Source organism: Kocuria sp. CH-021 (genome assembly GCF_049716185.1).
Classification (GTDB): domain Bacteria; phylum Actinomycetota; class Actinomycetes; order Actinomycetales; family Micrococcaceae; genus Kocuria; species Kocuria cellulosilytica.
In genome coordinates this window covers 55,939-80,564 of the sequence record NZ_JBNAFK010000001.1, presented here as the reverse complement: position 1 = coordinate 80,564, position 24,626 = coordinate 55,939, and the positions used below count along the sequence as shown (strand labels likewise).

Genomic DNA, 24,626 nt, shown 5'->3' with positions numbered 1-24,626 from the left:
ATGGATCCCGTGCACACCCCCCGGAGCACGCCCGCGCCCGCCCTGCGGACCGCCGCCGCCGTGACGGCCGCCGGTGCCGCCACGGCGGCGGGCCTCGGCGCGTGGGGCGTCGTCGTCGAGCGCCGCCGCTTCCAGCTGCGCACGGAGCGGCTCCGGCTGCTGCCCCAGGGCAGCGCGCCGCTGCGGATCCTGCACCTGTCCGACCTGCACGTGTGGCCGGGCCAGCGCGCGGTGCGCCGGTTCGTGCACTCGCTCGCGGACCTGGAGCCGGACCTCGTGGTGGACACCGGGGACAACCTCTCCCACCCCGGGGCCCTGCCGTGGCTGCTGGACGTCCTCGAGCCGCTGTTCCGCTTCCCCGGGGCCTACGTTCCCGGGTCCAACTGCTACTTCGCGCCGCGGCCCAAGAACCCGTTCCGCTACCTGTGGCGCGACACCTCCGGGGAGGGGCGGGACGAGGCGCCCCGGCTGCCCACCCAGGACATGCACGACGCGTTCGACGCCGCCGGCTGGACGCCGCTGATCAACCGCGCCGCGCGGATGGAGGTCGCGGGCCTGACCCTGGACCTCTCCGGGGTGGACGACCCGCACCTGGGCTACGACCGGCACCCCGGCTTCGGGGACCCCGCGACGGCGGACCTGCGCCTCGGGGTGGCGCACGCCCCCTACCTGCGGACCCTGGACCGCTTCGCCGCGGACGGCGCGCAGCTCGTGCTGGCGGGGCACACGCACGGCGGGCAGGTCTGCCTGCCGGGCGGGCGGGCGCTGGTCAGCAACTGCGACCTCGAGCCGGAGCGCTGCAAGGGGCTCATCACCCAGGGCGGGGTGCCGGTCAACGTCTCGGCGGGCCTGGGCACGTCCCGCTTCGCCCCGATCCGGCTGTTCTGCCCGCCGGAGGCCGTGCTGCTGACGCTCACGGACTGAGCGGGCCCCCGGTCTCCGCGCGCGCCGCGGCCCCGGGACCGCCGCGCGGCACCAGGGCGTCGAGCACGGCAGGCAGGCGGGTGACGCCGTCGGAGCCGCAGAAGTGCCCGGCCCCGGGCACCACCCGCACCGGGGCGCCGAGGCGCTCGGCGAGTGCCTCGGTGGCGGCCGCCGGCACGGTCGGGTCGTCGTCGGAGCGCAGCACCAGCCGGCGCCGGGCGTGCGCGCGCACCGCGGAGACGTCCACGTCCTCGGCGAGGAACCCGTCCAGCAGCGGCACGGACCCGAGCGGTCCCGTGAAGCCGGCCACGAGCACCAGCCCGCCCAGCTCCCAGGGCCGGGGCAGACCGGCGAGGTGGCGCAGGAGGGTGACGCAGCCGAGGCTGTGACCGACCAGGTGGGTGTGCCGGTCCGGTTCCCCCACCGCCCGCGCCACGGCGGCCAGCCACGCCCCGGCCTCCGGGAAGGACGGCTCCGGGAGCTCCACGACGTCCGTCCGCACGCCCTCGGCGGTCAGCCGGTCGCGCAGCCACGGGAACCAGTGCTGGTCGGGGGCGGCATCGTAGCCGTGCACCACCACGACCCTCCGGACGTCCGGCTCCGGGCGGTTCACCCGGAAATCTCGGGGACCGCCACGATGATCCGGTGGTTGGTCTCGTCGCACAGGTACATCTCGACCGTGCCCTCGGGGACGGGCCCGCCCTCGGGCCACTGGTCCTCGGGGATCTGGCGCAGGGGTCCGCCGCAGGAGGGGCAGATGGGGTCCATGGTGGTCTCCTCCGGGAGTCGGTTCCAGGGCACTGCGGCCCGTGGCCCGAGCTTCCCCCATATCGGCGCCGCCCACAATCCCCCCCGCTCCGGTCCGGGCGGGGGGCGTGGTCGCGGGCGGCTCCGCCGGGCGGGAGCCGCGCGCGGACCTGTGGTCCTACCATAAGATGTGGCACGGACCACACCGGCCGCCCCGACTCCCCGTCAGGAGACCCCATGACCGCCCCGAGCACCCGCCGCTCCCCCGACCCCGCCCCCGTTCCCGCGGAGCTGCTGGAGGAGCTCCGGAGCAGCTGCGGCCGCGACGCAGTGGTGACCTCGGAGCTCGAGCACCGCGCCCTGGCCCACGACGCCTCGCACTACCTGCTCCAGCCCGCCGCCGTGGTGCGCCCGCGCTCGGCCGCGGACATGGGCGCACTCTTCCGGACGGCGGCCCGCCATGGCCTGGGCCTGACCTTCCGCTCCGGCGGGACCTCACTGTCCGGGCAGTCCGTGACGGACCAGGTGCTGGTCGACGTCCGCCGGAACTTCCGGGAGATCGAGGTGCTGGACGGCGGCCGGCGGGTCCGCGTCCAGCCGGGGGCCACGGTCCGGCAGGTCAACGCCCGGCTGGCCCCGCACGGGCGCCGGCTGGGGCCGGACCCGGCGAGCGAGGCCGCGTGCACGATCGGCGGCGTGGTGGCCAACAACTCCTCGGGCATGGCGTGCGGGACCGAGGCGAACACGTACCGCACGCTCGAGTCCATGGTGTTCGTCCTGCCCTCCGGGACCCGGGTGGACACCGCGGACCCGGACGCCGACCGGCGGCTGCGGGAGCTCGAGCCCGGCCTGCACGAGGGCCTGCTGCGGCTGCGGGACCGGGTGCGCGGCAACCCCGGCTCGGTGCGCACGGTCCAGCGGCAGTTCTCGATGAAGAACACCATGGGCTACGGCCTCAACTCCTTCCTGGACCACGACGAGCCGGCGCGGATCCTCGAGCACCTGATGATCGGCAGCGAGGGCACCCTGGGCTTCGTGGCCGAGGCCGTCCTCCGCACGGTGGAGATCCTGCCGTTCGCCGCCACCGGGCTGCTGGTGTTCCCGGACCTCGCCGCGGCCACCCGGACCGTCCCCGCGCTGGTGGCGGCACGCTCCGCCACGGTCGAGCTGCTCGACGCCACGTCCCTGAAGGTCTCCCAGCGCACGGGCCTGGCCCCGGCGCAGATCCTCGACGTGGACGTCCAGGACCACGCGGCGCTGCTCGTCGAGTACCAGGGCCGCACGCGCGAGGAGGCGCGGGAGCTCTCCGCGGGCGCCGCGCAGCTGTTCCGCACCCTGGACCTCGCGGCGCCGCCCGCCCTGACGGACGACCGGTCCGCGCGGGCCGCGCTGTGGACCGTGCGCAAGGGCCTCTACACCACGGTGGCGGGGGCCCGGCCGAGCGGGTCGAACGCGCTGCTCGAGGACGTCGTCGTCCCCGTCGCGGAGCTCGGCGAGACGTGCGAGCAGCTCACGGAGCTCTTCGACGCCCACGGCTACCGGGACTCCGTGATCTTCGGGCACGCCAAGGACGGCAACGTGCACTTCATGCTCAACGAGCAGTTCGACCGCCCGGACCTGCTGGCCCGCTACGAGCGCTTCACCGAGGACATGGTGGCCCTGGTCCTCGACCACCACGGCTCGCTCAAGGCCGAGCACGGCACGGGGCGCAACATGGCGCCGTTCGTGCGCCGGCAGTACGGGGACGAGCTCTACGACGTCATGGTGGCGCTCAAGCGGCTCGTGGACCCGGGCGCGCTGCTGAACCCGGGCGTGCTGCTCAACGAGGACCCCGCGGTCTACGTGCAGGACCTCAAGACCGCCCCCACGGTGGAGCAGGAGGTGGACCGGTGCGTGGAGTGCGGCTACTGCGAGCCGGTCTGCCCCTCGAAGGACCTCACCCTCACGCCGCGGCAGCGCATCGTGGGCCGCCGGGAGATCGCGGCGGCCGAGGAGCGCGGGGACGCCGAGCTCGCCGCCCGGCTGCGCGCCGAGTACGACTACGAGGGCCTGCAGACGTGCGCGGTGGACGGGATGTGCGTGACGGCCTGCCCCGTGCTGATCAACACGGGCGACCTCGTGCGCCGGCTGCGCGCCGAGGACCACAGCCGGGTCGCGGACGCCGGCTGGGGCGCGGCGGCGAGGGCGTGGGGGGCGACGACGACGGGGGCGGGCCTCGGCCTGACCGCCGCCAAGGCCCTGCCCACCGTGCTGCCGGCCACCGCGACCGCCGCGGCCCGGGCCGTGCTGGGCGCCGAGCACGTGCCGCAGTACCAGGACGCACTGCCCGCCGGCGGCCCGCCCCGTCCGCGGCGGCAGGACCCGGCCGCGGAGGCCGTGTTCTTCCCGGCGTGCATCAACGCGATGTTCGGCACGGCCGCCCGGTCCGGGGACGGCGGGGCCCTGACCGCCTCCGAGGCGTTCCTCGCCCTGTGCGACCGCGCGGGAGTGCACGTGACGGTCCCCGAGGGCATCGGGAACCTGTGCTGCGGGACGCCGTGGAAGTCCAAGGGCCTGCCCACGGGGTACGCCACGATGTCGGAGCGGACGCTGGCGGGCCTGTGGGCCGCGACCCGCGAGGGCGAGCTGCCGGTCGTCTGCGACGCCGCGTCCTGCACCGAGGGCCTGGAGACCATGGCGGAGCTGGCGGCGGCGTCCAGCGAGTACCACGCGCTGCGGTTCGTGGACGCGGTGGAGTTCGTGGCGGACAGGGTGCTGGGGCGGCTGACCGTGAGCCGGCCGATCGGCTCGATGGCCCTGCACCCCACGTGCTCGAGCGTGCACCTGGGCGCCACCGGTGCCTTCGAGACCCTGGCCCGGGCGATCAGCGGCGACGTGGTGGTGCCGGCGGACTGGGGCTGCTGCGGCTACGCCGGGGACCGCGGCATGCTGCACCCCGAGCTCACGGCCTCGGCCACCGCCGCGGAGGCCCGTGAGGTGACCGGGCGCCGCTTCGACGCCTACGCGTCGCTCAACCGCACGTGCGAGCAGGGCCTGACGGAGGCCACCGGGCACCCGTACCGGCACGTGCTCGAGCACCTGGAGGAGGCGACCCGCTGACCGCCCCCTTCGATAGGTTGTGCACAACTGAGTTGTGCCCAACTGAAAGCTGTGCCACCATGAGGGCATGGACGCAGACCTCCGGCTCGACGCGCAGCTGTGCTTCGCGCTCTACGCCGCCTCCCGGGCCACGACCGCGGCCTACCGCGAGCCGCTGGCGGAGCTCGGCCTGACCTATCCGCAGTACCTCGCGCTGCTCGCGCTGTGGGAGGAGGACGGCCAGACCGTCTCGGCCCTCGGCTCCCGCCTGCGCCTGGACAGCGGCACCCTCTCCCCGCTGCTGAAGCGGATGGAGACCGGCGGCCTGCTCGAGCGCCGCCGGGGCCACGACGACGAACGGCGGGTCACCGTCCACCTCACCCCGGCCGGCCACCGGCTGCGCGAGCGCGCCCCGGCCGTGCAGCGGCGGGTCCTGGAGGCCTCGGGGCTGACCGCCGCCGAGATGACGACGCTGCGCGATCTGGCCCGCAGGATCGGCGCCCCCGCCGACGAGGACAGCACGACCACCACCCGTACCCACAGCACCGACATCCAGGAGTGACCAGCATGGACACCGTCTACACCGCCGAGGCCCTCGCCACCGGCTCCGGCCGCAACGGCCGCACCCGCACCACCGACGGCCGGATCGACCTGGGCCTGGCCGTCCCGCAGGAGATGGGCGGCTCCGGGGACGGCGCGAACCCCGAGCAGCTCTTCGCCGCCGGCTACGCGGCGTGCTTCCACTCCGCCCTGCAGATGGTGGCCCGGCAGGAGAAGGTCCGGCTCGGCGACTCCAGCGTCGGCGCCCGCGTGGGCATCGGCGGCAACGGCCAGGGCGGCTTCGGCCTCGAGGTCACCCTGGAGGTCGTGCTCCCCGACCTCGACCAGGACACCGCGCAGTCGCTGGCCGAGAGGGCCCACCAGGTGTGCCCGTACTCGAACGCCACCCGCGGCAACGTCGACGTCCGCGTGACCGTCGCCGAGGACTGATCCCCCGTCCCCCTTTCTTCCCCGCACCTCTCGTCCCCTCAGGAGAACCGATGACCCCGCCCACCAGCACCCGCCAGATCGTGCTCGCCTCCCGCCCCGACGGCGCCCCCGTGCCCGAGAACTTCCGGCTCGAGGAGGTCGCACTGCCCGAGCCCGGCCCCGGGCAGGTCGTGGTCGCCAACCGCTGGATGTCCGTGGACCCGTACATGCGCGGCCGGATGAACGACGTGAAGTCCTACGTCCCGCCGTTCCAGGTGGACCGCCCGCTCGACGGCGGCGCCGTGGGCGAGGTCGTCGCCTCGTCCGCCCCCGAGCTGCCCGTGGGCGCCACGGTGCTGCACGGGGCCGGGTGGCGCGAGCACGCGCTGCTCGACGCCGGCTCCGCCACCGTGGTGGACCCCGCGCTGGCCCCCGGTTCCGCCTACCTCGGGGTGCTCGGCATGCCGGGGCTCACGGCGTACGCCGGGCTCATGGCGGCCGCGCGGTTCCGGCCCGGGGACACGGTGTTCGTCTCCGGCGCCGCCGGGGCCGTCGGCTCGCTGGTCGGCCAGATCGCACGGCTCAGCGGGGCCGAGCGCGTGGTGGGCAGCGCCGGCTCGCCGGAGAAGGTCGCCCGCCTGCTGGAGCTCGGCTTCGACGCCGCCTTCGACTACCACGACGGCCCGGTCCTCCCCCAGCTGCGGCGCGCGGCGCCCGAGGGCATCGACGTGTACTTCGACAACGTGGGCGGCGAGCACCTGGAAGCCGCGATCTCCGCGCTGAACACCCACGGCCGGGTGTGCCTGTGCGGGGCGATCTCGCAGTACAACGCGACCGAGCCCCCGGCCGCGCCGCGCAACCTGGCGCTGGCGATCGGCAAGCAGCTGAGCCTGCAGGGCTTCCTGGTGAGCGGTCACCAGGACCTGGGCCCGGAGTTCCGCGAGAGGATGGCCGGCTGGCTGGCCGCCGGCGAGATCGTCTGGGACGAGACCGTCCGCGAGGGCCTCGACGACGCCCCGCAGGCGTTCATCGACCTGCTCGCCGGCGCCAACACCGGGAAGATGGTGGTCCGGCTCTGAGGCCGGCGCCGGCTCAGCCGTTGTCGGCGAGCCGGCCCAGGGGGCTGTTCTCGAAGTCGTCCAGCAGGGCCTGCGGGTCCGCGTAGACGGCCACGGCCCCGGCCTCGCGCAGCTCCGTCTCGCTGATCCCGCCGCTCGTCAGGCACACGGCGTCGAGGCCGAGCTGCCACGCGGACTCGACGTCCCAGCGGGCGTCCCCCACCACGATCGCGTCCTCGGGGCGCAGGTTCCCCGTCTCCAGCGCCGCGGCGAAGATGTCGGGGGCGGGCTTGCTCTGCTCGGCGTCGGTGGCGGTGGTGACCGCCGCGAGCAGGTCGTCGGAGCCGAGGGCCTCCCGCATGGCGGCGACCTCGGTGACGTTCGACGACGACGCCAGCACCACCACGAGGCCGGCGTCGGCGCAGCGGCGCAGCAGCTCCGCGGCGCCCCGGGTGGGCTTGAGCCCCGGCCAGTGCACGGAGAACAGGGCCCCGTGGGCGGCGCCGATGGCGTCGTCCTCGTCCCGGTCCCGGTCGGCGGGCAGCAGCTCGTCGATCAGCTGCTCCGAGCCCATGCCGATGAGCCGGTGGATGCGGTGCATGGGGACGTCGTGGCCGGCCTGGTTGAAGGCGTGCCACCAGGCGACGGTGTGCAGGTAGCTCGAGTCGATGAGGGTGCCGTCGACGTCGAACAGGACGCCGCGCCGTGCCGGCGCGGAGGGGTCGGGGGTCCGGGGAGCAGTCATGGCCCCACCCTTCCACCCGCCGGGCGGGTGATCAATCGGTCGCGGGGCCGCGGCGGCGGCGCACGAGGAGGACCGCCAGCGCACCGAGCAGGCCGACGGCGAGCAGACCCGCGACCGCCGGGCCGAGCGCTCCTCCGCCCACCGCGTCGGTGTCCGCCGCCGCGTCGTCCCCGGTGCCGGCCGCGGCGCCGTCGCCCGCCTCCGCCGTGCTGTCCGCGCCGGCGGCCGGGGTCTCCTCCGCGCCGGTGTCCCCGGTCAGCTCGGCGAGGTCCAGGGCGTGGACCCTGCCGTCCTGGCCGGGCACCAGCAGCACGTCGTCGACGACGACGGGCCCGGCGGGGGCCAGCGGCTCGTCGGAGAGTTGCCGGCTGCCCGCGAGCGCCCCCGTGCCGGTGTCGACGGCGCCGATCTCCCCCTGGGTGGTCGTGTACACCACGTGCCCGTCGACCACCACGGGCGGCGCCTTGACGGGCCCGGAGTCGTGGGACCACCGCTCCTCGCCCGTCTCGAGGTCCAGGGCGTAGAGCTTCTGGGCGGTGGGGCTGCCCACGTACACCACGCCGTCCGCGACCACCGGGGCCCCGGACTTGTTGTTGGGCACGAACGGGCCGTCGCCCAGGTGCACCTCCCAGAGCACCTCGCCGGTGTCGGCGGAGAGTCCGTGGGCCCAGTGCTCGAGCTGCTGCGCCGGCACGATGTCCCGGTGCGAGGTCGTGACCACGACGCCCTCGGAGACCGCCGGCGGGACGTCGTCGAGGCCCGACTGCACGTCCGGCATCGCGGTGGACCAGGTCAGCTCCCGGGCGTCCATGTCGTAGCCGATCACCTTCGGCCCGCCGTCGAACGCCCCGGCGTAGAGCATGCCCTCGGCGGCGGCCGGGGCGGACATGCTCATGACCGCCCCGACGTCCACCCGCTCGAGCCCCTCCCCCGTCGCGGCGTCGATCACGTGCAGGTGCCGGTCCCCGGTCGCGGCGTGGATCCGGCCGTCGTGCAGCACGGGGGTCGGCATGACGTGGCCGTCCACGGGATACGCCCACTTCTGCTCGCCCGTCCCGGCGTCCAGCGCGAGCACCCCGCCGGGGCCGTCGCCGCGCAGCCCGTCCCCGCGCTCCTGGCCGCGGTCCCCGTAGCCGACGTAGACGGTGCCCTCGGAGACGAGCATCTCGGAGTGGATCCAGTTCGGGGCCTGGGCCTGCCAGAGCTGCTCACCGGTCGCGAGGTCGAAGGCGTGCAGGGTGCCGCTGCCGTGGGTGCCCACGTAGAGCCGGTCCCCCACGACCACGGGCGTGGCACGGACCTCGTCGGGCAGCTCGAAGCCGTCCTCGGCGGGGACCGCCGAGCCGTCGGTCTCGATCACGGGGTTCTTCTCGGGGGTGAGCCGGTACTGCGTCCACTCCTGCGGGGAGTCCACCGGGGCCTCGGCCGCCGCGGCGGGGCCGGTGCCCGTCAGGAGGACGGCGCAGGTCAGCACGGCACAGGTGTTCCGGAGGGGAGTCATCCCTCCAGTGTGGAACGCCGGCCGCTCCCGACGACAGCGAAGTTGCGGAGGAAAACCACGGCGCGGGCCGCTCTCACTGCTCGTCCGGCACCGTGGCGGCGCTGTGCGGGCCGTCGCCCTGGTCCACGGTCGCGGGACCGAGCGGGAGCTGGGCCTCCCGCTGCTGCCCGGTCCCGTCCGTGCCGGTGAGCTCTCCGGTGGAGGCGGCGAAGCGCGTGATCACGGCGGCCGCCGCGTCGGTCATCTCGTCGAGTCCCCGGACGTCGACGTTGGCCAGGTCGTCGCACGCGCCGTGGTAGCAGAAGTCGTAGGCGACCCCGGCCCGGCCGCCGAAGAGCGCGGCCTGCTCCGCGGTCTTGATCCCCTCGGCGCCGGTGAAGAGCCCGCCGGAGGGAACGCCCTCGGCGATGAACGGCCCGTAGTCGCTGCGGCCGCTGAACTCGGTCTCGCCCGAGGCCAGGCCCACGGAGCCGAAGTGCTCGTGGAAGGCCGCCTCGATCGCGGCCGAGCCCTCCGGGGCGGTGACGGGTCCCTCGGGGCCCTGCACGGGCGGGAACGCGGAGTGGTCGCCGTCGTAGACGAAGCGCCCGTAGTTCGGGGAGCCGATCATGTCGAAGTTCAGGTACAGCGCGATGCTCTCCAGTGCGGCGGGATCGTTCGCCTTGAGGTCCGCGACGTAGTGCTCGGAGCCGCGCAGACCGAACTCCTCCGCGCCCCACCAGGCGAAGCGCACGCGGTTCGCGGTCTCCGTGTCCGCGAGCGCCTCGGCGACGGCCAGGATCCCCGCGGAGCCCGAGCCGTTGTCGTTGATCCCCGCGCCCTCGGGCACGCTGTCCAGGTGGGCGCCGACCATCACCGTGTTCCCGGGGTCGCCCGTGCTCGTCTCGGCGAGGACGTTGAAGGTGCGGCGGTTCTCGGAGACCGTCTGCGCCGTCACGGTCACCTCGGCCCCGCCCAGCAGGGTGGTCCCGGCGGCGTGGCTGAGCCCGACCACCGGCAGGGTCGTGGCACCGGGCTCCCCCAGCGTGCCGGCGACCACGCCCTCCTCCCCGGGCAGGCCCGTGTTGAAGATCAGCACGGCGGAGGCCCCGGCCGCCTGCGCGTTGGCGGCCTTCACGCCGAAGGTGCACGTGCCGCGCTGGAGCAGCGCGATGTTGCCCGCGGTGAAGCCGGCGAAGTCCTCGGTCTCGCAGCCGCTGGTGCTCGCCTCCCGGGCGCCGGTGGTGTCCACGGCCTGCACCGGGGCGGTCACCGTGCCGGAGCCGGAGTAGACCATCACGGCCGCCTCCTCGGCGGTCAGGGTGCGCGGGACACCGCCCGGCCCGGGCACGGCGACGGTCGTTGGGACGACCTCCTGGAAGAAGGGGAAGTCGAAGCCCTGCACGCGCGGCGCGTAGCCGGCGGCCCGCAGCCGGCCGACCACGTAGTCCACGCTGCCCCGGTGGCCGGGCGTGCCCGAGGCCCGGTTGCCGCTGTTGGCGTAGGCGACGGCCTGGAGCACCTCGAGGTGCTCCAGCACCTGCTCCGGCGGCACGTCCACGGCGGGCCCGGCGGCCGTGCCGGCGTCGTCGTCCGGTCCCGGAGGCGCCGCGACGGCGTTCGGCACCGCGAAGGCCAGGGTCCCGGCCAGGGCGGCGGCCACGGTCCAACGGCGGGGTGAGCGGTGCGGCATGGGTCCTCCCGGGGCCGGGGGCCGATCGGGGGCTCGACCGTGTCCGTCATCGGCTCCGCCGGACGGGTGGAGCGCTGCGCACAGGATCTCAGCTCCAGGTCAGAGGCACAATGGCCGGACCGTTTTTGGGAAAGGGAACGGCCCCGCCCCGGTCCCGGAGCACCGGGGCGGGGCCGTCAGGCGGTGGCCCCGTCGCGGCCGGGGACCCGGACCGGGCCGGCCGCACGGAAGCTTCTCACCTGCGATCTCCTCACTGCGCCGACCGCTCTTCGGCGGCGTTGCTGGGGCCGTGGCCCTGGTCCACCGTGGCGGCCGGGATCGGTCCCACGGCGGTGCGCAGCCGCTGCCCCTCCTCCTCGAGGTCCAGGGCGGAGTCGGCGAAGCGCCGGACCACGGCGGAGGCCGCCGCGGTCATCTCGTCCAGCGTCCGGAGATCGATGTTGCTGAGGTCGTCGCACGCCGCGTGGTAGCAGAAGTCGTAGCCGATGCCGGCCCGGCCGCCGAACAGTGCGGCCTGCTCCACGGTCTTGATCCCCTCGGCGCCGGTGAAGAGCCCGCCGGAGGGCACGCCGACCTCGATGAAGGGCCCGTAGTCGCTGCGGCCGCTGAACTCGGTCTCCCCCGAGGCGAGCCCCACGGAGCCGAAGTGCTCGTGGAAGGCCGCCTCGATCGCGGCGGAGCCCGCCGGGGCGGGCACCGACCCGTCCTCCGGGCCGAACGCCGAGGCGTCGCCGTCGTAGACGAAGCGGCCGTGGTTCGGGGAGCCGATCATGTCGAAGTTCAGGTACAGGGCCACCTTCTCCAGCGTCGCGGCGTCGTTGGCCTTGAGGTCCGTGACGTAGTGCCGGGACCCGAGCAGACCGAGCTCCTCGGCACCCCACCAGGCGAAGCGCACGGCGTTGGCGGTCTCCGTGCCCGCGAGCGCCTCGGCGACGGCCAGGATCCCCGCGGACCCGGAGGCGTTGTCGTTGATCCCCGGTCCCTCCGGGACGCTGTCCAGGTGGGCGCCCACCATGACCGTGCGCTCCGGGTTCCCCGTGCTCGTCTCGGCGAGGACGTTGAAGGTCTCCCGGCTCTCGGAGACGGTCCGGGTGCTCACCGTCACCTCGCCCCCGCCGAGCAGCGCCCTGCCGGCGGCGTGGCTGAGGCCGACCACGGGGATCGTCGCCGCCCCCGGTGCGCCGAGGGTCCCGGTGACCACGCCCTCCTCCCCGGGCAGGCCCGTGTTGAAGATCAGCACCGCGGCCGCACCGGCGGCCGCCGCGTGGGCGGCCTTCGTCCCGAAGGCGCACGTGCCCCGCTGGAGCAGCGCGATGTTCCCCGGCACGAAGTCGGCGAAGTCCCCGGCCTCGCACCCGCTGGTGCTCGCGGCAGGCTCTCCGGCGGTCCCCACGGCCTGCACCGTGGCGGTCACGGTGCCGGAGCCGGAGTAGGTCATGACCGCGACGTCCTCCGCGGGCAGCTGCCGGCCGCCCGCGCTGACCGTGGCCGGGCCGGTGGCCTGGAAGAAGGGGAACTCGAAACTCTGCACCCGCGGGGCGTAGCCGGCGGCCCGCAGCCGGCCGACCACGTAGTCCACGCTGCCCCGGTAGCCGGGCGTGCCCGAGGCCCGGTTGCCGCTGTTGGCGTTGGCGATGGCCTGGAACACCTCGAGGTGCTCCAGCACCTTGTCGGAGGGCACCTCTGCCGCGGTCACCGGGACCACTCCGCGGCGGTCGGTTCTGCGGCGGCGGCCACGTCGTCGTTCGTCGGGGCGCCGGCGATCGGGAGTCCGGCGCGCTCGGCGCCGGTGCTGAACAGCGTGCGGGCCGCTGCGGCGGCCACGGTCCGGTGGTGATGGGTGCGGTGGCGCATGGGATCTCCCTCGGCAGGGGCCGATCGGGGGCTCGACCCGGACAGCGGCTTCATCGAGCTGATGGAGCGATGTGCACAGAATCCCAGCTGCCGGTCGGCGGCACAACGACCGGACGGATTGTGGCGAACGGAACGGCCCCGCCCCCGGCGTGAACTGCCGGGGGCGGGGCCGTGGAGCATCCGTGCGCGGAGGCCGTCAGGCGGCCGCCTTGTCGTGGCCGTGGCCGTGGCCGTGGCCGCGACCGTGCTCGGAGTGCGGGCCGTGGCCGCGGTCGTTGCCCTTGGGGTGGCCGACGGCGCCCTTGCCCTTCTGCTTGTAGGGCTCGCCCTCGCCGTTGACGTCGTGCGTGGACATCGCGTACCGGAGGACGACGGCGGCGGCGGCGTCGGACATCTCCTCCATGCCCTGGAGGTCGACGTTCGTGATGTCGTCGCAGGCCGAGTGGTAGCAGGAGTCGTAGGCCACACCCGCCTGGCCGCCGAACAGCGCGGCCTGCTCCTCGGTCTTCACACCCTCGGCGCCCGTGAACAGACCGCCGGAGGGCACGCCGACCTCGATGAAGGGCCCGTAGTCGCTGCGGCCGCTGAACTCGGTGTCGCCCGAGGCCAGTCCCACGGAGGCGAAGTGCTCGTGGAACGCCGCCTCGATCGCACCGGAGCCCGCGGGGACGTTCGTGTCACCGGGGTCGAAGGTGGAGGCGTCGCCGTCGTAGACGAAGCGCCCGTAGTTCGGGGACCCGATCATGTCGAAGTTCAGGTACAGCGCGATGTCCTCGAGCGCGCCGGGATCGTTCGCCTGCAGATCGGCCACGTAGTGCTCGGCGCCCAGCAGGCCGAGCTCCTCCGCGCCCCACCAGGCGAAGCGGACGTTGTTCTCGGTCTTCGTCTTGGCCATGGCCTCCGCGATGGCGAGGATGCCCGCCGACCCGGTGCCGTTGTCGCTGATGCCGGCGCCCTCGAGCACGCCGTCCAGGTGCGCGCCGACCACCACCGTGTTCTCGGGGTCGCCCGTGCCGGTCTCGGCGAGGACGTTGTAGGTGGTGCGGGTCGCCGAGACGGTGTCCGTGGCGACCGTGACGTCCGTGGCGTCCAGCAGGTCCACGCCGGCCTGGTGGCTGAGCCCCACCGTCGGGAGGGTGGTCGCCTCCGGGGAGCCGAGGGTGCCGTTGAGGAGTCCCTCGCTGCCGGGCGCCCCGCTGTTGAAGATCAGCACGGCGCTCGCGCCGGCGGCCTCCGCGTTGGCAGCCTTGGCCGCGAAGGAGCAGGCGCCCCGCTGGATCAGGGCGACGTTGCCCGGCACGAAGTCCGCGAAGTCCGCGGCCTCGCAGCCGCTGGTCGAGGCGCCGGCGGTGCCGTCGGTGTCCACGGCCTGGACCGGAGCGGTGACCGATCCGGTGCCGGAGTAGGTCATCACGGCGACGTCCTCGGCGGCGAGCTGCGTGCCGTCCGCGCTGACCGTGGCCGGGCTGACCTCCTGGAAGTACGGGAAGGTGAACTCCTGGACCTCCGGGGTGTAGCCGGCCGCCTGCAGCTTCTGGACGACGTAGTCGACGCTGGCCTGGTAGCCGGAGGTGCCCGAGGCGCGGTTGCCGTCGTTGGCCTCCGCGATTGCTTGGAAGGCGCTCAGGTGCTGCACGAGCTTCTGCTGGGAGACGGCCTGGGTGATCTTGTGGGTGGCGTTGTTGTTGCTGTTGTCGCGGGTGGGGGCCGCGACGGCACTGGTCGCCGTGAGGGTCAGGGCGCCGGCCAGGGCGGCCGAGGTGATCCAGTGACTGGGCGTGCGGACGGGCATGGAACCTCCAGGTGAGCGGCGGCCGGGAGGTGACCCGACCGTGACGCGGTTCACAGTCATCGAGGGATGACTCGGATTTGCTTATGCTCACAAATGGGTTACTGGGCAGTCAATAACTTTTGTCCACTGATCGACCCACAGCTCAGACCACCCCGGCTCACCGCCGCACGCGGGCGCGGCGCCGCACGGCGACGGCCACCCCGCCGGCCACCGCGGCGACCACGCCCAAGCCCACGAGGGTTGTGAGCACCGGCCGGAGTTCCTCGAACGCGCTGCGGCGAGGCCACCCGTCCGGGGGACGCAGCGGCGCCCCGTCGTCGATCGTGGACGACGCGAAGCCCAGGACGACCGCGGCCGTGGCGTCGCTCATCTCCTCGAGGACCTGGAGGTCGACGTTGTCCATGTCGTCGCAGGCGGAGTGGTAGCAGGGGTCGTAGTCCGCGCCGGCCTCGCCGCCGTACCACTCCGCCTGCTGCCGCGTCTTCTCGCCCGAGTCGCCGGTGAAGAGCCCGCCCACGGGGATCCCGGCCTCGGCGAACACGAGGTGATCGCTCCCGTCGTCGAGCGGCACCTCCTCCGCGGCCATCGCCACGGACTCGAAGTAGCCCCTGAACGCCACCTCGATGGCCTCCGATCCGGCCGGGGCCTCGACGGAGTCGTCGTGCCGGCCGCCCCCGGACGTGTCGCCGTCGTAGACGAAGCGCCCGTAGTTCGGAGAGCCGATCATGTCGAGGTTCAGGTACAGCGCGATGTCGTCGAACGCCCCGGGGTCGTTGGCCCGGAGATCGGAGACGTAGTGGTCGGCGCCGTTGTAATCGACCTCCTCCGCACCCCACCAGGCGAAGCGCACCCTGTTCCGCGTGTCGGTGCCGGCCAGGGCCTCGGCGACGGCGAGGACGCCCGCGGCGCCGGAGCCGTTGTCGTTGAGTCCCGGGCTCTCCCGCACGCTGTCCAGGTGCGCTCCGAGCAGCACGGTGCCGGCCGGGTCCCCCGTGGCCGTGTCCGCCAGGACGTTGTACGTGACACGAGGGCCCGTGGCCGCGTCCCCGCCGTCCCCGTGGCCATGCTCGTCGTCGTGCTCCTCGTCGTACGGGACCGTGAAGACCTGCACCCGGGGATGGTAGCCGGCGGCCCGCAGCCGCTCGACGACGTGGTCGACACTCGCCCGGTAGCCGGCGGTGCCGACGGCGCGGTTGCCGCCGTGTGCGTCCGCGGCGTCCTGGAAGGCCCGCAAGTGGCCCTCCAGCTGCTCGGCGGTGACGGCCCGGGTGATCGCCTCCGTCGTGACGGTGCCGTCGCGCCCTGCCGGAAGGGCCGTGGCGGGACCACCCGCGATCAGCGAGAGAAGCACTACCAGCGCGGCCCGGACGAGCCCTGTGCTGGTCGCTCGTCGCTCCACGGACCCTCCCCCGGGACACGGCGCCGTGCCTGCTCGGACCGGACGTCCCCTGACGCCCTCCCGTGAACCGACGGTGCTCTGTGCTCAGGCAAGCACGGGCCGGCCCCCCGGTCAACGGTCCGCGGAAGGATCTCGTGCTCCGGTGCAACACGGCCGCGAGGCCTCGATTTCCCACGCGCGGGACGGGATGGCTATGATGAAGCAGTTGTTTCCGGTCGAGGCCGGACGCTTCACGGGATGTGGCGCAGCTTGGTAGCGCGCGTCGTTCGGGACGACGAGGTCGCAGGTTCAAATCCTGTCATCCCGACCATGTGATGTCTCAGCACATCGGTAAGGCCCGAACCCACGGATGTGGGTTCGGGCCTTTTGTCATGCCCGGGGGCCACACCTCCGCCTGTCCGTGCTCCGGGGCAGTGCAGGCTTCCGACGGAATGACGGAGACAGGAGTCGGTCCAGCAGCCCCTGTCCGCTACTGGCGCCGCCAGAGCCGTCGGCGTCCGGGACGCAGAACAGGAGCACACTCGTAGATTTCACCGTCGTCGCCCTGCATCCGAGCATTCAAGACGTCCGCGAGGCGCGTCACTCGAGCTGCTAGATCCTGGTCCGGAGGAAAAGGGGTGAGAGTGACTTGGCCTTCCCAAACGTGAGCCGAGATCCGGTCCACAACCGGCTCCCCTGGCATGGAACGCCCCAGCTGGAATGCGTCCGCACCGTCCGGACGGAGATCAAGGCCCACCTGGTGGCAGGCTGCGACCAGCTCCATCGAGGTGATCGGATGTGAAGGGGTTTCTGACCAGTCACTAGCTCTGGTGAGGTGCAGGTCATAGCTCATCAGCAAAGACCAGGTACGGCGCGGATGGGTGTCTTCGCAAGAACGCTGATTCGAGGAGGCTACTCATCCTAGGAACGACGGGCACTGACGACCCCGGAACACTTTAGGCCTGCCCGATTTTGTCGTGGCTGCATCAGAACTGCTCCATCACGCTCAGCACCACAGGGCCGAAGATGGCGATGAAGAGCACCGGGAGGATGAAAAGCATCAAGGGCATCAGCACCTGTACCGGGATCTTCATGGCCTGCTCCTCCGCCCGTTGCCGGCGCTTGAGCCGCATCTCATTGGCCTGCGTCCGAAGGACGGTACTGATGGAGATGCCGTAGGCGTCAGCCTGGACGACCGCCCGGGTGAAGCCTCGCAGGTCGGGGACGTTGGTCCGCTCCTCGAGAGCGCGGTACGCCTCCTTACGAGGCATTCCTACGCGCATGTCACCGAGCGTCCTCAGGAGTTCCTCGGCGAGCGGCCCCTTGCCGTTCTCTCCCGCCCGGGACATGGCGGACTCGAAGCCGAGTCCGGCCTCGACGGCGATCATCATCTGGTCCAACGTGTCGGGCAGTTCCAAGCCGATGGCCTTCTGGCGTTCGATACCGCGGCCGTAGAGGAGGAGGTCCGGCACGAAGTAGGCCACCGCCGTGATCACGATGACTAGGGCGAGCACCCTGCCGCTGGCGTTGCCGGCCAGAAGGAGCATGCCCAGTACCAGGCCGGCACCCGCCAACAGCGGTTTGGCGGCAATCAGTCGCGAGAGGGGCCACGCGGCCGGGCGTCCGGCGAGCGCATGCAGGCGGTCGAGCCGCGCGACACCTTTCGGCGTGGTCAGACGGTGCAGAGCGCCGAAGGACGGCCGCGCAGGTCCACCGACAGCGACGATCTCGGCGCTGAATCCGCGGGACAGATTGTCCCGTACCTGGCGCGCGGAGGCGCCTGCGGTGCTGAACAGGGCCCACAGGGCCAAGGCCATCGCTGCGCCGAAGACCACGGCGGCAAGAGTAAGTGTCAGAGGCACGAGTTGTCTCCCGGGACTGTGCTGGAACGAAGGCGGTTCAGAACTTGAAGCTGACGATCTTGCGCATCCACAGCCCACCGATCGTGAACATCACGGCAGACGCCACCAACATGCCCCATCCCAGAGGTTCGGTGAAGAGCGGGGCCATGTGCGCTGGATTGATCATCGCCAAGACTCCGGCCACTACGAGGGGCAAGGCCATCAGGATGTACGCCGACAGCTTGCCCTCGGCGCTGAGAGCCTTGACGTGCCGGCGAATCTGGTTCCGCTCTCGGATCGTGTGGCCCACTTGGTCAAGGACTTCCGCGAGGTCACCGCCCACCTCCCGGTGGATGCCGATCGCCTGGGACACCCAGTTGAAGTCCTCGTTGTTCATGCGCACCGAGGTCTCCTCCAGGGCGTCGTTGAGGTCCCTGCCGATGCGGGTGTGGTTCACCACCCGGGCCAGCTCGTCGGTGGTAGGCGCCTGCGCCTCTTTCGAGACAGCGTCGACGGCGCGCAGCAGGCTGTGCCCAGCGCGGAGGCTGCCGGCCAAGAGCTGCAGGGTGTCGTCGAGCTGATCGGCGAAGGCCCTCTGCCGCTTGCCGACCGCCGCGGCCAGAAAGACTTTTCCTCCGATCGGCGCCACCACGAGTGCCAGCAGAGCGAGAACGGGCCCCCCGATCAGGAAGCCCAGCAGCGCGGCAACCACTCCGGACATCCCGACGAGCACCAGGAAGTCCGCCGGTGACATGCGGATGCCTGCCCTGTCGAGAGCATCAGCGATCGACCGTGTCCACCCGTGCTTGTTGAGCGTGTCCGTGATGGCGCTGGTCGTGATGCCGGTGACACGGCTCAGGACGGAAGGGGGCGCCTCGTCCAGACGTGCCGGGCGCCGTCGTTCTTCCGGCAGTCGCGGAGTCGACGAGCGCAACGTGACGAACAGGACGAGCAGCAGCGCTCCCAGGAACATGGTGACGCCAGAGACAAGAGGCATCATCGTGGCCGTCCTTGCGCCGGCGTCTGCGGCATCTCGAAGACCCTGGGCGAGACGTGGATGCCCAGGTCCTCGAAGCGGTCCACGAACCGGGGACGCACCCCAGTGGGGATGGCTTTCCCGAGAAACCGGCCACTGGCGTCGACCCCTGCGCTGTAGTCGAACACGAACGCGTCCTGCAGGGTCACGATGTCGCCTTCCATGCCCTGGACTTCGGTGATGTGGGTGACGCGTCGGGTACCGTCGCGCAGTCGTGTCAGCTGGACGACGACGTCGATGGCCGAGGAGATCTGTTCTCGGACAGCCCGCAACGGCAGATCCATACCGGCCATGAGCACCAGCGTCTCGAGACGCGACACGACGTCGCGCGGCGAATTCGCGTGGATGGTGGACAAGGATCCGTCGTGACCGGTGTTCATGGCCTGCAGCATGTCGAGCGCTTCGCCACCGCGGCACTCGCCGATGACAATGCGATCGGGGCGCATGCGGAGGGAGTTCTTGACGAGATCGCGGATGGTGATCTCGCCCTTGCCCTCGATGTTGGCCGGGCGGCTCTCGAGGCGCACCACGTGCTCCTGCTGCAGCTGCAGCTCCACTGCGTCCTCGATGGTGATGATGCGTTCGTCGTGCGGGATGAACGACGACATCACGTTGAGCATCGTCGTCTTGCCCGTGCCGGTGCCGCCGGAGATGAGGATGTTGAGATGCGCCTTGACGCACGCGTTGAGCAGTTCGGCCATCTCGGGCGACATCGAGCCGAACCGCACGAGGTCGGCGACCTTGAGCGGGTCGGCCGCGAACTTGCGAATGGTGAGCGACGAACCGTTGACCGCCAGCGGAGGGATGACAGCGTTGACGCGGGAGCCGTCCTCCAGACGGGCGTCCACGAGCGGTGAGGACTCGTCGATGCGGCGCCCCACCTTCGAGACGATCTTCTCGATCACCTGACGCAGGTGCTCCTCGGACCTGAAACGGGCGTGGCTGAGGGTGACCCGGCCGCCCTGCTCGATGAAGATCTGGTCGGGACCGTTGACCATGATCTCCGTGACGGTGTCGTCGTCCAGGAAGCGCTGCAGCGGCCCGAATCCGAGGACATCGTCACTGATCTGCCGGACCAGTCGCTGCCGCTCCTCGCTGCTGAGCGGCACCTGCTCGGCGTCGACGATCTGGGTGAGCTCCTCTCGGGCATAGGCCTGCAGGGCCGCCTCGGTGAGTCCGGAATCGCTCAACCGGCTTCCGATCCGGTCGAAGAGGGCCTCGCCGACCCGCTCCTTCAGCCCAGCCAAGGCATCTGTCGCCGGTGTCGCCGAGACCGGAGCAGAAGGAGCCTCCACGACGAACGTGGACACGAAATCCTCGACCTCGGACTCTGTGGTGTCGGCCCCCTCGGCTGGATCGGCGACCGGCGGATTCTGGCCTCCTCGGGCCGCATCGAGCCGTTGCGAGAGCTTCACTGGAGCACCGCCCGTCGGTGCACGGCCTTGCGGGGTGTGGTGGAGCGAGCCGGATCGAAGCGGGCCACCAGCTGGTTGAGGGCCTTCGCGGCCTTGTCCCGCGAGGCCTCCTGCAGGATCGGCTCGCCCTTGTTGGTGGAGTAGGTCACCGCCTTGGACCGGGGCACCACCACGTCCACCGGTGTCCGGACAGTCGCCTCGATGTCCTGTACGCTCAGCCCGCTGGTGCGGTCGGCCATGTTGACCACGATGTGCCGGGAGCCGGGCAGCATCTGCAGTTCGGTGAGGACGTCGATCTCCTTGCGCAGCCCGCGCACTCCGGGCACGTCCATGCCGGAGATGAACACCACGTCGGTGGCCGCCTCCAGCGCTGCCAGGGTGTGCTCGCCCAGTCCCGGCGCCGTGTCGACGACGACGAACCGGAACTCGCTGGCCAGCTGGTCCAGCATGTGCCCGATCTGGTCGGCGTTGATGAGATCGGCCTCCGCCGGCGACTCCGGGGTACAGAGGGCGTAGATCGAGCTGTGATGGACGCTGAGGAAGGCCTTGAGCACCATGGTGTCCTGTGCTGCCGCACCCGTCACCGCGTCCGTGAGCGTGTGCTCGGGAGACAGATTGAGCACCGCGGCAACGTCCCCGAACTGCACGTCCAGGTCCACGAGGACCGTCGACATGGGGGCGAGCTTCCCGAGCCCGACCGCCAGGTTGGTGGCCACCGTCGTCTTGCCGACGCCGCCCTTCGGGGAGGTCACCGCGATCACCCGTCCGCCGAGGCGGGACGGTGCGGAATCCAGGGACGGATCGGGGATCAGACCGCGGCGCCGGCTGTCGGCCGCGTGGCAGGCCCGCTCGAGCAGTACGCGGATGACGTCGGCCTCCGCCTGGGGCTCGAGGATGTCCCGGACCCCCGCTCGCATCGCCGCCAGGGCGAGGGCAGGATCTGCCTCCGCGACGAGGACCAGGCTGATCTCGGGATGCTGGACGTCGAACACGGATGCGAGGCGGAGTGCGGCACCCGGGTCGACGCCGGGGCCCAGGAGCAGGACCGCCGGCAGCTCGCCGACCACCTTGCGCAGGAGTTCATCGGGGGTCTCGGGCAACTGGGGGTTGTAGACGGTCTGCACCGACCCCGGGATCCGGCCGGCGATGGCCGTCTGCACGCGCTGGTCGAAGGTCACGTCCGAGGTGACGAGTAGGAATCTGCTCATTTGAAGAAGTCCTCCATGCTGGCTCCATCGTCGTTCCATTTGGCGTCCACAGGCTGGTTCGACAACCAGATCCTGCCGAACTCCGCCGCGAAGACGGTCTTCTCGGCATCAGCCGCATCCTGGGCGAGCGTCACGAGCATGGCCCCTTCGGGAACGGGAGGTGCACCAGGGGCGCCTTCTTCCGCGTCGCTCGCCTCGGCGGCGACCGGCGCGCCCTGGATGCTGGTGACCAGGACCCGGTGGAAGACGAGCTCCGTAGCCGGCTTGTCCCCGGGACCCTCGTCGAAGGAGGCGAACACTCCCACGAAGTCGCCCGCTTTGATCTGACCGCCGACCACCCGATCGGCACTGACCTGGATGGTGACCTCTTGGAGCTCCTTGGGCACCGCCACACGGCCCGGCTCCTGGAGTGAGTTGAGGGTGACGAGCCGGCTACCCAGGAGCTGCTCACCGGGCCGGAGCTCGACGGCAGTGACGCGGCCCTCGAACTCGGCGAGGTCGGTGACGGCGTCCTCGGCGAGAGCGGAGACGGGCAGCGTCTGCTTGCGCAGGTGCTTGGTCAGCTCCTCGACGGGCATCTCGGCCCGCACCTCGTTCTCGACGACGAAGACTTCCTTGGTCTCCGTGCCCTCGAGGGCACGCGCGTCCGCAGCCCGGACATAGCCGGAGACGAGCACGGTGCCCACCAGGGCGAGGATCACAGCCAGGACGGCGGCGATGACACGTACTTTCACGGGGGCGCTCTTTCTACTCGGTCAGCGCGACGACGGTCACGCCCAGGTTGGGGCCACCGAGGGTGAAGTCACCGCTCAGGTCAGTGAACTCGATGAACTCGCCGATGAGTCCGTTGCAGGAGCCCACGCACTTGGCCCCCTCGATGCTGTTGTTGTTGAGGGAGTTTCCGGGGAACCTCCACCCGTGGATCTTGAAGGCGACCCATCCGGAGACGTGGTACGTGGCGCCGGATCCGGTGCCACTCGTGTCGTCGTACAACGGAAGGATCAGGGTCTGACCGACCAGCGAGGGTTCGAACACACCGGTGCACTCGCTGGGAATGTTGTTGCCCGGGTCGCTGAACGCGTTGTCGTCGATGTCCATGTGGGACTCGCACGCACCCGTGGAGCTGTCCAGCCACGAAAAGCCCCCGGGAAGCGTGGCTCCGGACGGACTGGTGCTGGTGCAGCTCGGCGTGCTCGACGTGCCGTGCGTCTGGATGACCTGCACACCGCCGTTGAGGTCGAAGACGCAGGGAGCGAAGGCGAGTGGCAGCATGGCGGGTCCTCCTGCAGGGCTCCCCCAGGATGCGGTCGACACCGCGGCCACGGTGGCTTCGTCGATGCCCAGAACGGGTGCGAAGCTCAAGGCCAGCGAGCCGGCCCCCGTGTTCCCGTCCAGGGTGGTGGCTCGCACGCGCACAGAGTTGGAGGTGGGAAAGACCGGCGCATCGACACTGGCTGCGCCGTCCTTGGCATTCTGGTCGGCAAGGCTCTTCGCGGTGGCCGTCGCATCGCCGCAGTTCCCGCCGGCGCAGTCCTGGGCGACAGCCAGTGCCGCCGCATCGGTACCGCTCTGAAGCTCCGCACGCTCCGCGTAGAGCGCGCCGACATCAATGACGAGGGCCGCGAAGCCGAGCAGGGCGACCAGGGCGACGGCCACGACGACCGAGACACCCCCGCGTTCCTCACCCATTTGATGGAGTCCTATCCGCCGCATTGCATGGCCGCCGTTCCGGTGAGATCGACACCCGGACCGAACCAGCCCGAGATGAAGGTGACGTTGTACTGGATGGTGACCGTCGCGGTCGCGCCGGCGGTGCAGTCCGAGGGAGAGATGGTGATCTGCCCGTCGGTGAGCGCGGGGTTCAGGGACGGCGCCGCAGTGATGGCGGCCGCGCGGGCTGCTGCAGGATCGTCCTGGACGGCCATCGTGCGGGCGGCTTCCCGGGCGGCGTGCGTGATGCTGATCTGGGCGTTGTACGCGCGGCCGAACTCGACGACGCCCAGGAGCACCGCTACAAGGATCGGCAGCAGCAGGGCGAACTCGACGGCCACAGCTCCTCGTGCGGAGCGTAATCGACTCATGGTCCCCTCTTCCGAGCCGTGACGTGCCGCGCGCCGCGGCATCCCCCGCTGGGGACGCCGCGGCGCGCGCTGGACGGTTGTCAGATCACGGAAGGGCGTCGACAACGTCCTGGAAAAGAGCCGCGATGGCAGGCCCCAGGACGATCAGGACCGCGATGATAGCCACGGCGATGAGCCCGATGAGCAGGCCGTACTCCACGGCGGCAGCGCCCTTCTCCTCGCCGGAGAGGCGGGCCTTGGCGTCACCGAAGAGGGTCTGGAGGGTGATGAAAAGAGGCAGCATGAGAAAGCTCCTAAGCAAAGCAGAGAAATGGTGGAGTGGGTCTTCAGCTGATTCCGACACTGCCTGCGAGAGGCTCCCCGTACCGGGCTACTGACCTGTAAACAGATTAGACTTTGCTCCAGCAAAGCCACAAACATTCAGACGCATGCACTTTGGGGGACGTCAAAAAGGGACGTAATGCCTAGTGGCGGACTGCATCGATTTACATGCACCAGCGCACCGGCACGCTTGTCCCCCGAACGGCGTCAGTACAGCCCTGGCAGAAGGTACTCCCGCGCCAGCAGCTCTCCCCAGACGACCGCCACCAGGGCGCCGGCCAGCATCGACGGGCCGAACGGCACGTCGCTGCGCAGGCCGCCGCGGCGGGACGCCAGCACGGCGAGCCCCACCACCATGCCGACCACCGATGCCAGCACCGCCCCGACGAAAAGGGCTCCCCACCCCTGGAAGCCGAGGAACAGCCCGAGCACCGCGGCGAGCTTGACGTCCCCCATGCCGAGCCCTGCCGGCGAGATGAGCGCGAGCACGAGGTAGAGGACGAACAGCGCGAGCGCGCCCAGCGCGGCGCGCAACAGCGCACCCCAGGTGCCCTCCCCCATAGCGGCGAGCGCGAGCAGCACGAAGCCGATGCCCAGCGCCGGCAGCACCACGGCGTTGGGGAGCAGATGGTGGCGCAGATCGATCACCGTCAGCACCACAGCGACCGCCGCGAAGAAGAGATAGGCGGGAAGTTCCCAGCTGAGCCCGAAGAACGCGGCCACCAGGACGAAGAGCGCCGCCGTGGCGACAGCCAGCAGCGGATGGGACGGCGCAGAGGTGGATTCGTCCGTGACAGGGCTGTACCGGAGGACGACACGGGGCAGGAACCACCCCACGACGGCGCCGACGAGACCGGCGGCCAGCACCAGGACAAGAGGCGCTGATCCGAGCATGGGCTCCACGCGAGTGTTCCTCCGGCTTGTGGGCGCTTCGACTGACACCCGGTGAATGGTTGTCCCCCATTCGGGGTCCCCGTACGGGACAGAGACTAACCGAGCGGACGAC

Annotated in this window: 23 protein-coding genes and 1 tRNA gene; 6 read left to right on the top strand and 18 right to left on the bottom strand. The window is 71.6% G+C overall.

Going from position 1 to position 24,626, the window contains the following annotated elements; all coding sequences use genetic code 11:
- A complete protein-coding gene (locus ACPYN7_RS00375; protein ID WP_058872392.1) occupies positions 1 to 924 on the top strand; it encodes a metallophosphoesterase in 924 nt (307 codons plus the stop codon).
- On the opposite strand, the gene ACPYN7_RS00370 is transcribed toward ACPYN7_RS00375, so the two are convergent.
- Together ACPYN7_RS00370 and ACPYN7_RS00365 are read right to left on the bottom strand one after the other, a co-directional pair.
- Positions 914 to 1,537, bottom strand: a complete 624-nt coding sequence (locus tag ACPYN7_RS00370) for an RBBP9/YdeN family alpha/beta hydrolase (RefSeq protein ID WP_424346360.1) — start codon at positions 1,535 to 1,537, stop codon at positions 914 to 916. The two genes, ACPYN7_RS00375 and ACPYN7_RS00370, sit on opposite strands and share 11 nt — an antisense overlap.
- On the bottom strand, positions 1,534 to 1,692 hold the full coding sequence (locus ACPYN7_RS00365) for a hypothetical protein (RefSeq protein WP_197412603.1): 159 nt from the start codon (positions 1,690 to 1,692) through the stop codon (positions 1,534 to 1,536). The genes ACPYN7_RS00370 and ACPYN7_RS00365 overlap by 4 nt, the downstream gene beginning before the upstream one ends.
- 216 nt (positions 1,693 to 1,908) lie before the next feature.
- On the opposite strand from ACPYN7_RS00365, the gene ACPYN7_RS00360 reads away from it, so the two are divergent.
- The 4 genes from ACPYN7_RS00360 (at position 1,909) to ACPYN7_RS00345 (ending at position 6,797) form a co-directional block, all read left to right on the top strand.
- Positions 1,909 to 4,770, top strand: coding sequence for an FAD-binding and (Fe-S)-binding domain-containing protein (locus tag ACPYN7_RS00360; RefSeq protein ID WP_424346359.1), 2,862 nt, complete (start codon positions 1,909 to 1,911; stop codon positions 4,768 to 4,770).
- Positions 4,771 to 4,837: 67 nt separating this feature from the next.
- Positions 4,838 to 5,311, top strand: a complete 474-nt coding sequence (locus ACPYN7_RS00355) for a MarR family winged helix-turn-helix transcriptional regulator (protein ID WP_058872389.1) — start codon at positions 4,838 to 4,840, stop codon at positions 5,309 to 5,311.
- Between the two features lie 5 nt (positions 5,312 to 5,316).
- A complete protein-coding gene (locus ACPYN7_RS00350; protein WP_058872388.1) occupies positions 5,317 to 5,739 on the top strand; it encodes an organic hydroperoxide resistance protein in 423 nt (140 codons plus the stop codon).
- A gap of 50 nt (positions 5,740 to 5,789) precedes the next feature.
- Entirely contained in the window at positions 5,790 to 6,797 is a 1,008-nt protein-coding gene (locus ACPYN7_RS00345) for an NADP-dependent oxidoreductase (protein WP_058872387.1), read from the top strand.
- A 13-nt stretch (positions 6,798 to 6,810) separates the two neighbouring features.
- On the opposite strand, the gene ACPYN7_RS00340 is transcribed toward ACPYN7_RS00345, so the two are convergent.
- From ACPYN7_RS00340 to ACPYN7_RS00310, 7 genes are all read right to left on the bottom strand, one after another.
- Complete coding sequence (locus tag ACPYN7_RS00340) at positions 6,811 to 7,521, bottom strand: HAD family hydrolase (protein WP_424346358.1); 711 nt, start codon at positions 7,519 to 7,521, stop codon at positions 6,811 to 6,813.
- 31 nt (positions 7,522 to 7,552) lie between these two features.
- Complete coding sequence (locus tag ACPYN7_RS00335) at positions 7,553 to 9,022, bottom strand: PQQ-binding-like beta-propeller repeat protein (RefSeq protein ID WP_424346357.1); 1,470 nt, start codon at positions 9,020 to 9,022, stop codon at positions 7,553 to 7,555.
- Positions 9,023 to 9,095: 73 nt separating this feature from the next.
- Positions 9,096 to 10,694 (bottom strand): M28 family peptidase, encoded by a 1,599-nt coding sequence (locus tag ACPYN7_RS00330; protein ID WP_424346356.1) that lies wholly within the window; start codon positions 10,692 to 10,694, stop codon positions 9,096 to 9,098.
- Positions 10,695 to 10,944: 250 nt separating this feature from the next.
- Entirely contained in the window at positions 10,945 to 12,390 is a 1,446-nt protein-coding gene (locus tag ACPYN7_RS00325) for a M28 family peptidase (RefSeq protein ID WP_424346355.1), read from the bottom strand.
- Positions 12,387 to 12,548 carry a hypothetical protein gene (locus ACPYN7_RS00320; RefSeq protein ID WP_424346354.1) on the bottom strand — a complete coding sequence of 54 codons (162 nt, stop codon included), beginning with the start codon at positions 12,546 to 12,548 and terminating at the stop codon, positions 12,387 to 12,389. Before ACPYN7_RS00320 ends, ACPYN7_RS00325 begins: the two co-directional genes overlap by 4 nt.
- 196 nt (positions 12,549 to 12,744) lie before the next feature.
- Positions 12,745 to 14,340 carry a M20/M25/M40 family metallo-hydrolase gene (locus tag ACPYN7_RS00315; RefSeq protein WP_424346353.1) on the bottom strand — a complete coding sequence of 532 codons (1,596 nt, stop codon included), beginning with the start codon at positions 14,338 to 14,340 and terminating at the stop codon, positions 12,745 to 12,747.
- A gap of 157 nt (positions 14,341 to 14,497) precedes the next feature.
- Positions 14,498 to 15,739, bottom strand: a complete 1,242-nt coding sequence (locus ACPYN7_RS00310; RefSeq protein ID WP_424346352.1) for a M28 family peptidase — start codon at positions 15,737 to 15,739, stop codon at positions 14,498 to 14,500.
- A gap of 233 nt (positions 15,740 to 15,972) precedes the next feature.
- Here ACPYN7_RS00310 and ACPYN7_RS00305 point away from each other — a divergent pair.
- Positions 15,973 to 16,049 (top strand) — tRNA-Pro (locus ACPYN7_RS00305).
- A gap of 655 nt (positions 16,050 to 16,704) precedes the next feature.
- Here ACPYN7_RS00305 and ACPYN7_RS00300 read toward each other — a convergent pair.
- From ACPYN7_RS00300 to ACPYN7_RS00260, 9 genes are all read right to left on the bottom strand, one after another.
- Positions 16,705 to 17,535 carry a type II secretion system F family protein gene (locus tag ACPYN7_RS00300; RefSeq protein WP_424346456.1) on the bottom strand — a complete coding sequence of 277 codons (831 nt, stop codon included), beginning with the start codon at positions 17,533 to 17,535 and terminating at the stop codon, positions 16,705 to 16,707.
- Between the two features lie 82 nt (positions 17,536 to 17,617).
- Complete coding sequence (locus ACPYN7_RS00295; RefSeq protein ID WP_424346351.1) at positions 17,618 to 18,559, bottom strand: type II secretion system F family protein; 942 nt, start codon at positions 18,557 to 18,559, stop codon at positions 17,618 to 17,620.
- Complete coding sequence (locus tag ACPYN7_RS00290; protein ID WP_424346350.1) at positions 18,556 to 20,010, bottom strand: CpaF family protein; 1,455 nt, start codon at positions 20,008 to 20,010, stop codon at positions 18,556 to 18,558. The genes ACPYN7_RS00295 and ACPYN7_RS00290 overlap by 4 nt, the downstream gene beginning before the upstream one ends.
- The gene (locus ACPYN7_RS00285) at positions 20,007 to 21,218 is read right to left on the bottom strand and encodes an AAA family ATPase (protein ID WP_424346349.1); all 1,212 of its coding nucleotides are present in this window, start codon (positions 21,216 to 21,218) and stop codon (positions 20,007 to 20,009) included. The genes ACPYN7_RS00290 and ACPYN7_RS00285 overlap by 4 nt, the downstream gene beginning before the upstream one ends.
- Complete coding sequence (cpaB, locus tag ACPYN7_RS00280; protein WP_424346348.1) at positions 21,215 to 21,952, bottom strand: Flp pilus assembly protein CpaB; 738 nt, start codon at positions 21,950 to 21,952, stop codon at positions 21,215 to 21,217. The genes ACPYN7_RS00285 and cpaB overlap by 4 nt, the downstream gene beginning before the upstream one ends.
- Before the next feature lie 13 nt (positions 21,953 to 21,965).
- Positions 21,966 to 22,907: a pilus assembly protein TadG-related protein gene (locus tag ACPYN7_RS00275; RefSeq protein WP_424346347.1), complete on the bottom strand. Its 942-nt coding sequence runs from the start codon at positions 22,905 to 22,907 to the stop codon at positions 21,966 to 21,968.
- Positions 22,908 to 22,918: 11 nt separating this feature from the next.
- The gene (locus tag ACPYN7_RS00270; RefSeq protein ID WP_424346346.1) at positions 22,919 to 23,269 is read right to left on the bottom strand and encodes a TadE/TadG family type IV pilus assembly protein; all 351 of its coding nucleotides are present in this window, start codon (positions 23,267 to 23,269) and stop codon (positions 22,919 to 22,921) included.
- A 115-nt stretch (positions 23,270 to 23,384) separates the two neighbouring features.
- A complete protein-coding gene (locus ACPYN7_RS00265; RefSeq protein WP_424346345.1) occupies positions 23,385 to 23,582 on the bottom strand; it encodes a Flp family type IVb pilin in 198 nt (65 codons plus the stop codon).
- A gap of 245 nt (positions 23,583 to 23,827) precedes the next feature.
- Positions 23,828 to 24,514 carry a prepilin peptidase gene (locus ACPYN7_RS00260; RefSeq protein WP_424346455.1) on the bottom strand — a complete coding sequence of 229 codons (687 nt, stop codon included), beginning with the start codon at positions 24,512 to 24,514 and terminating at the stop codon, positions 23,828 to 23,830.
- Between the last annotated feature and the right edge of the window lie 112 nt (positions 24,515 to 24,626).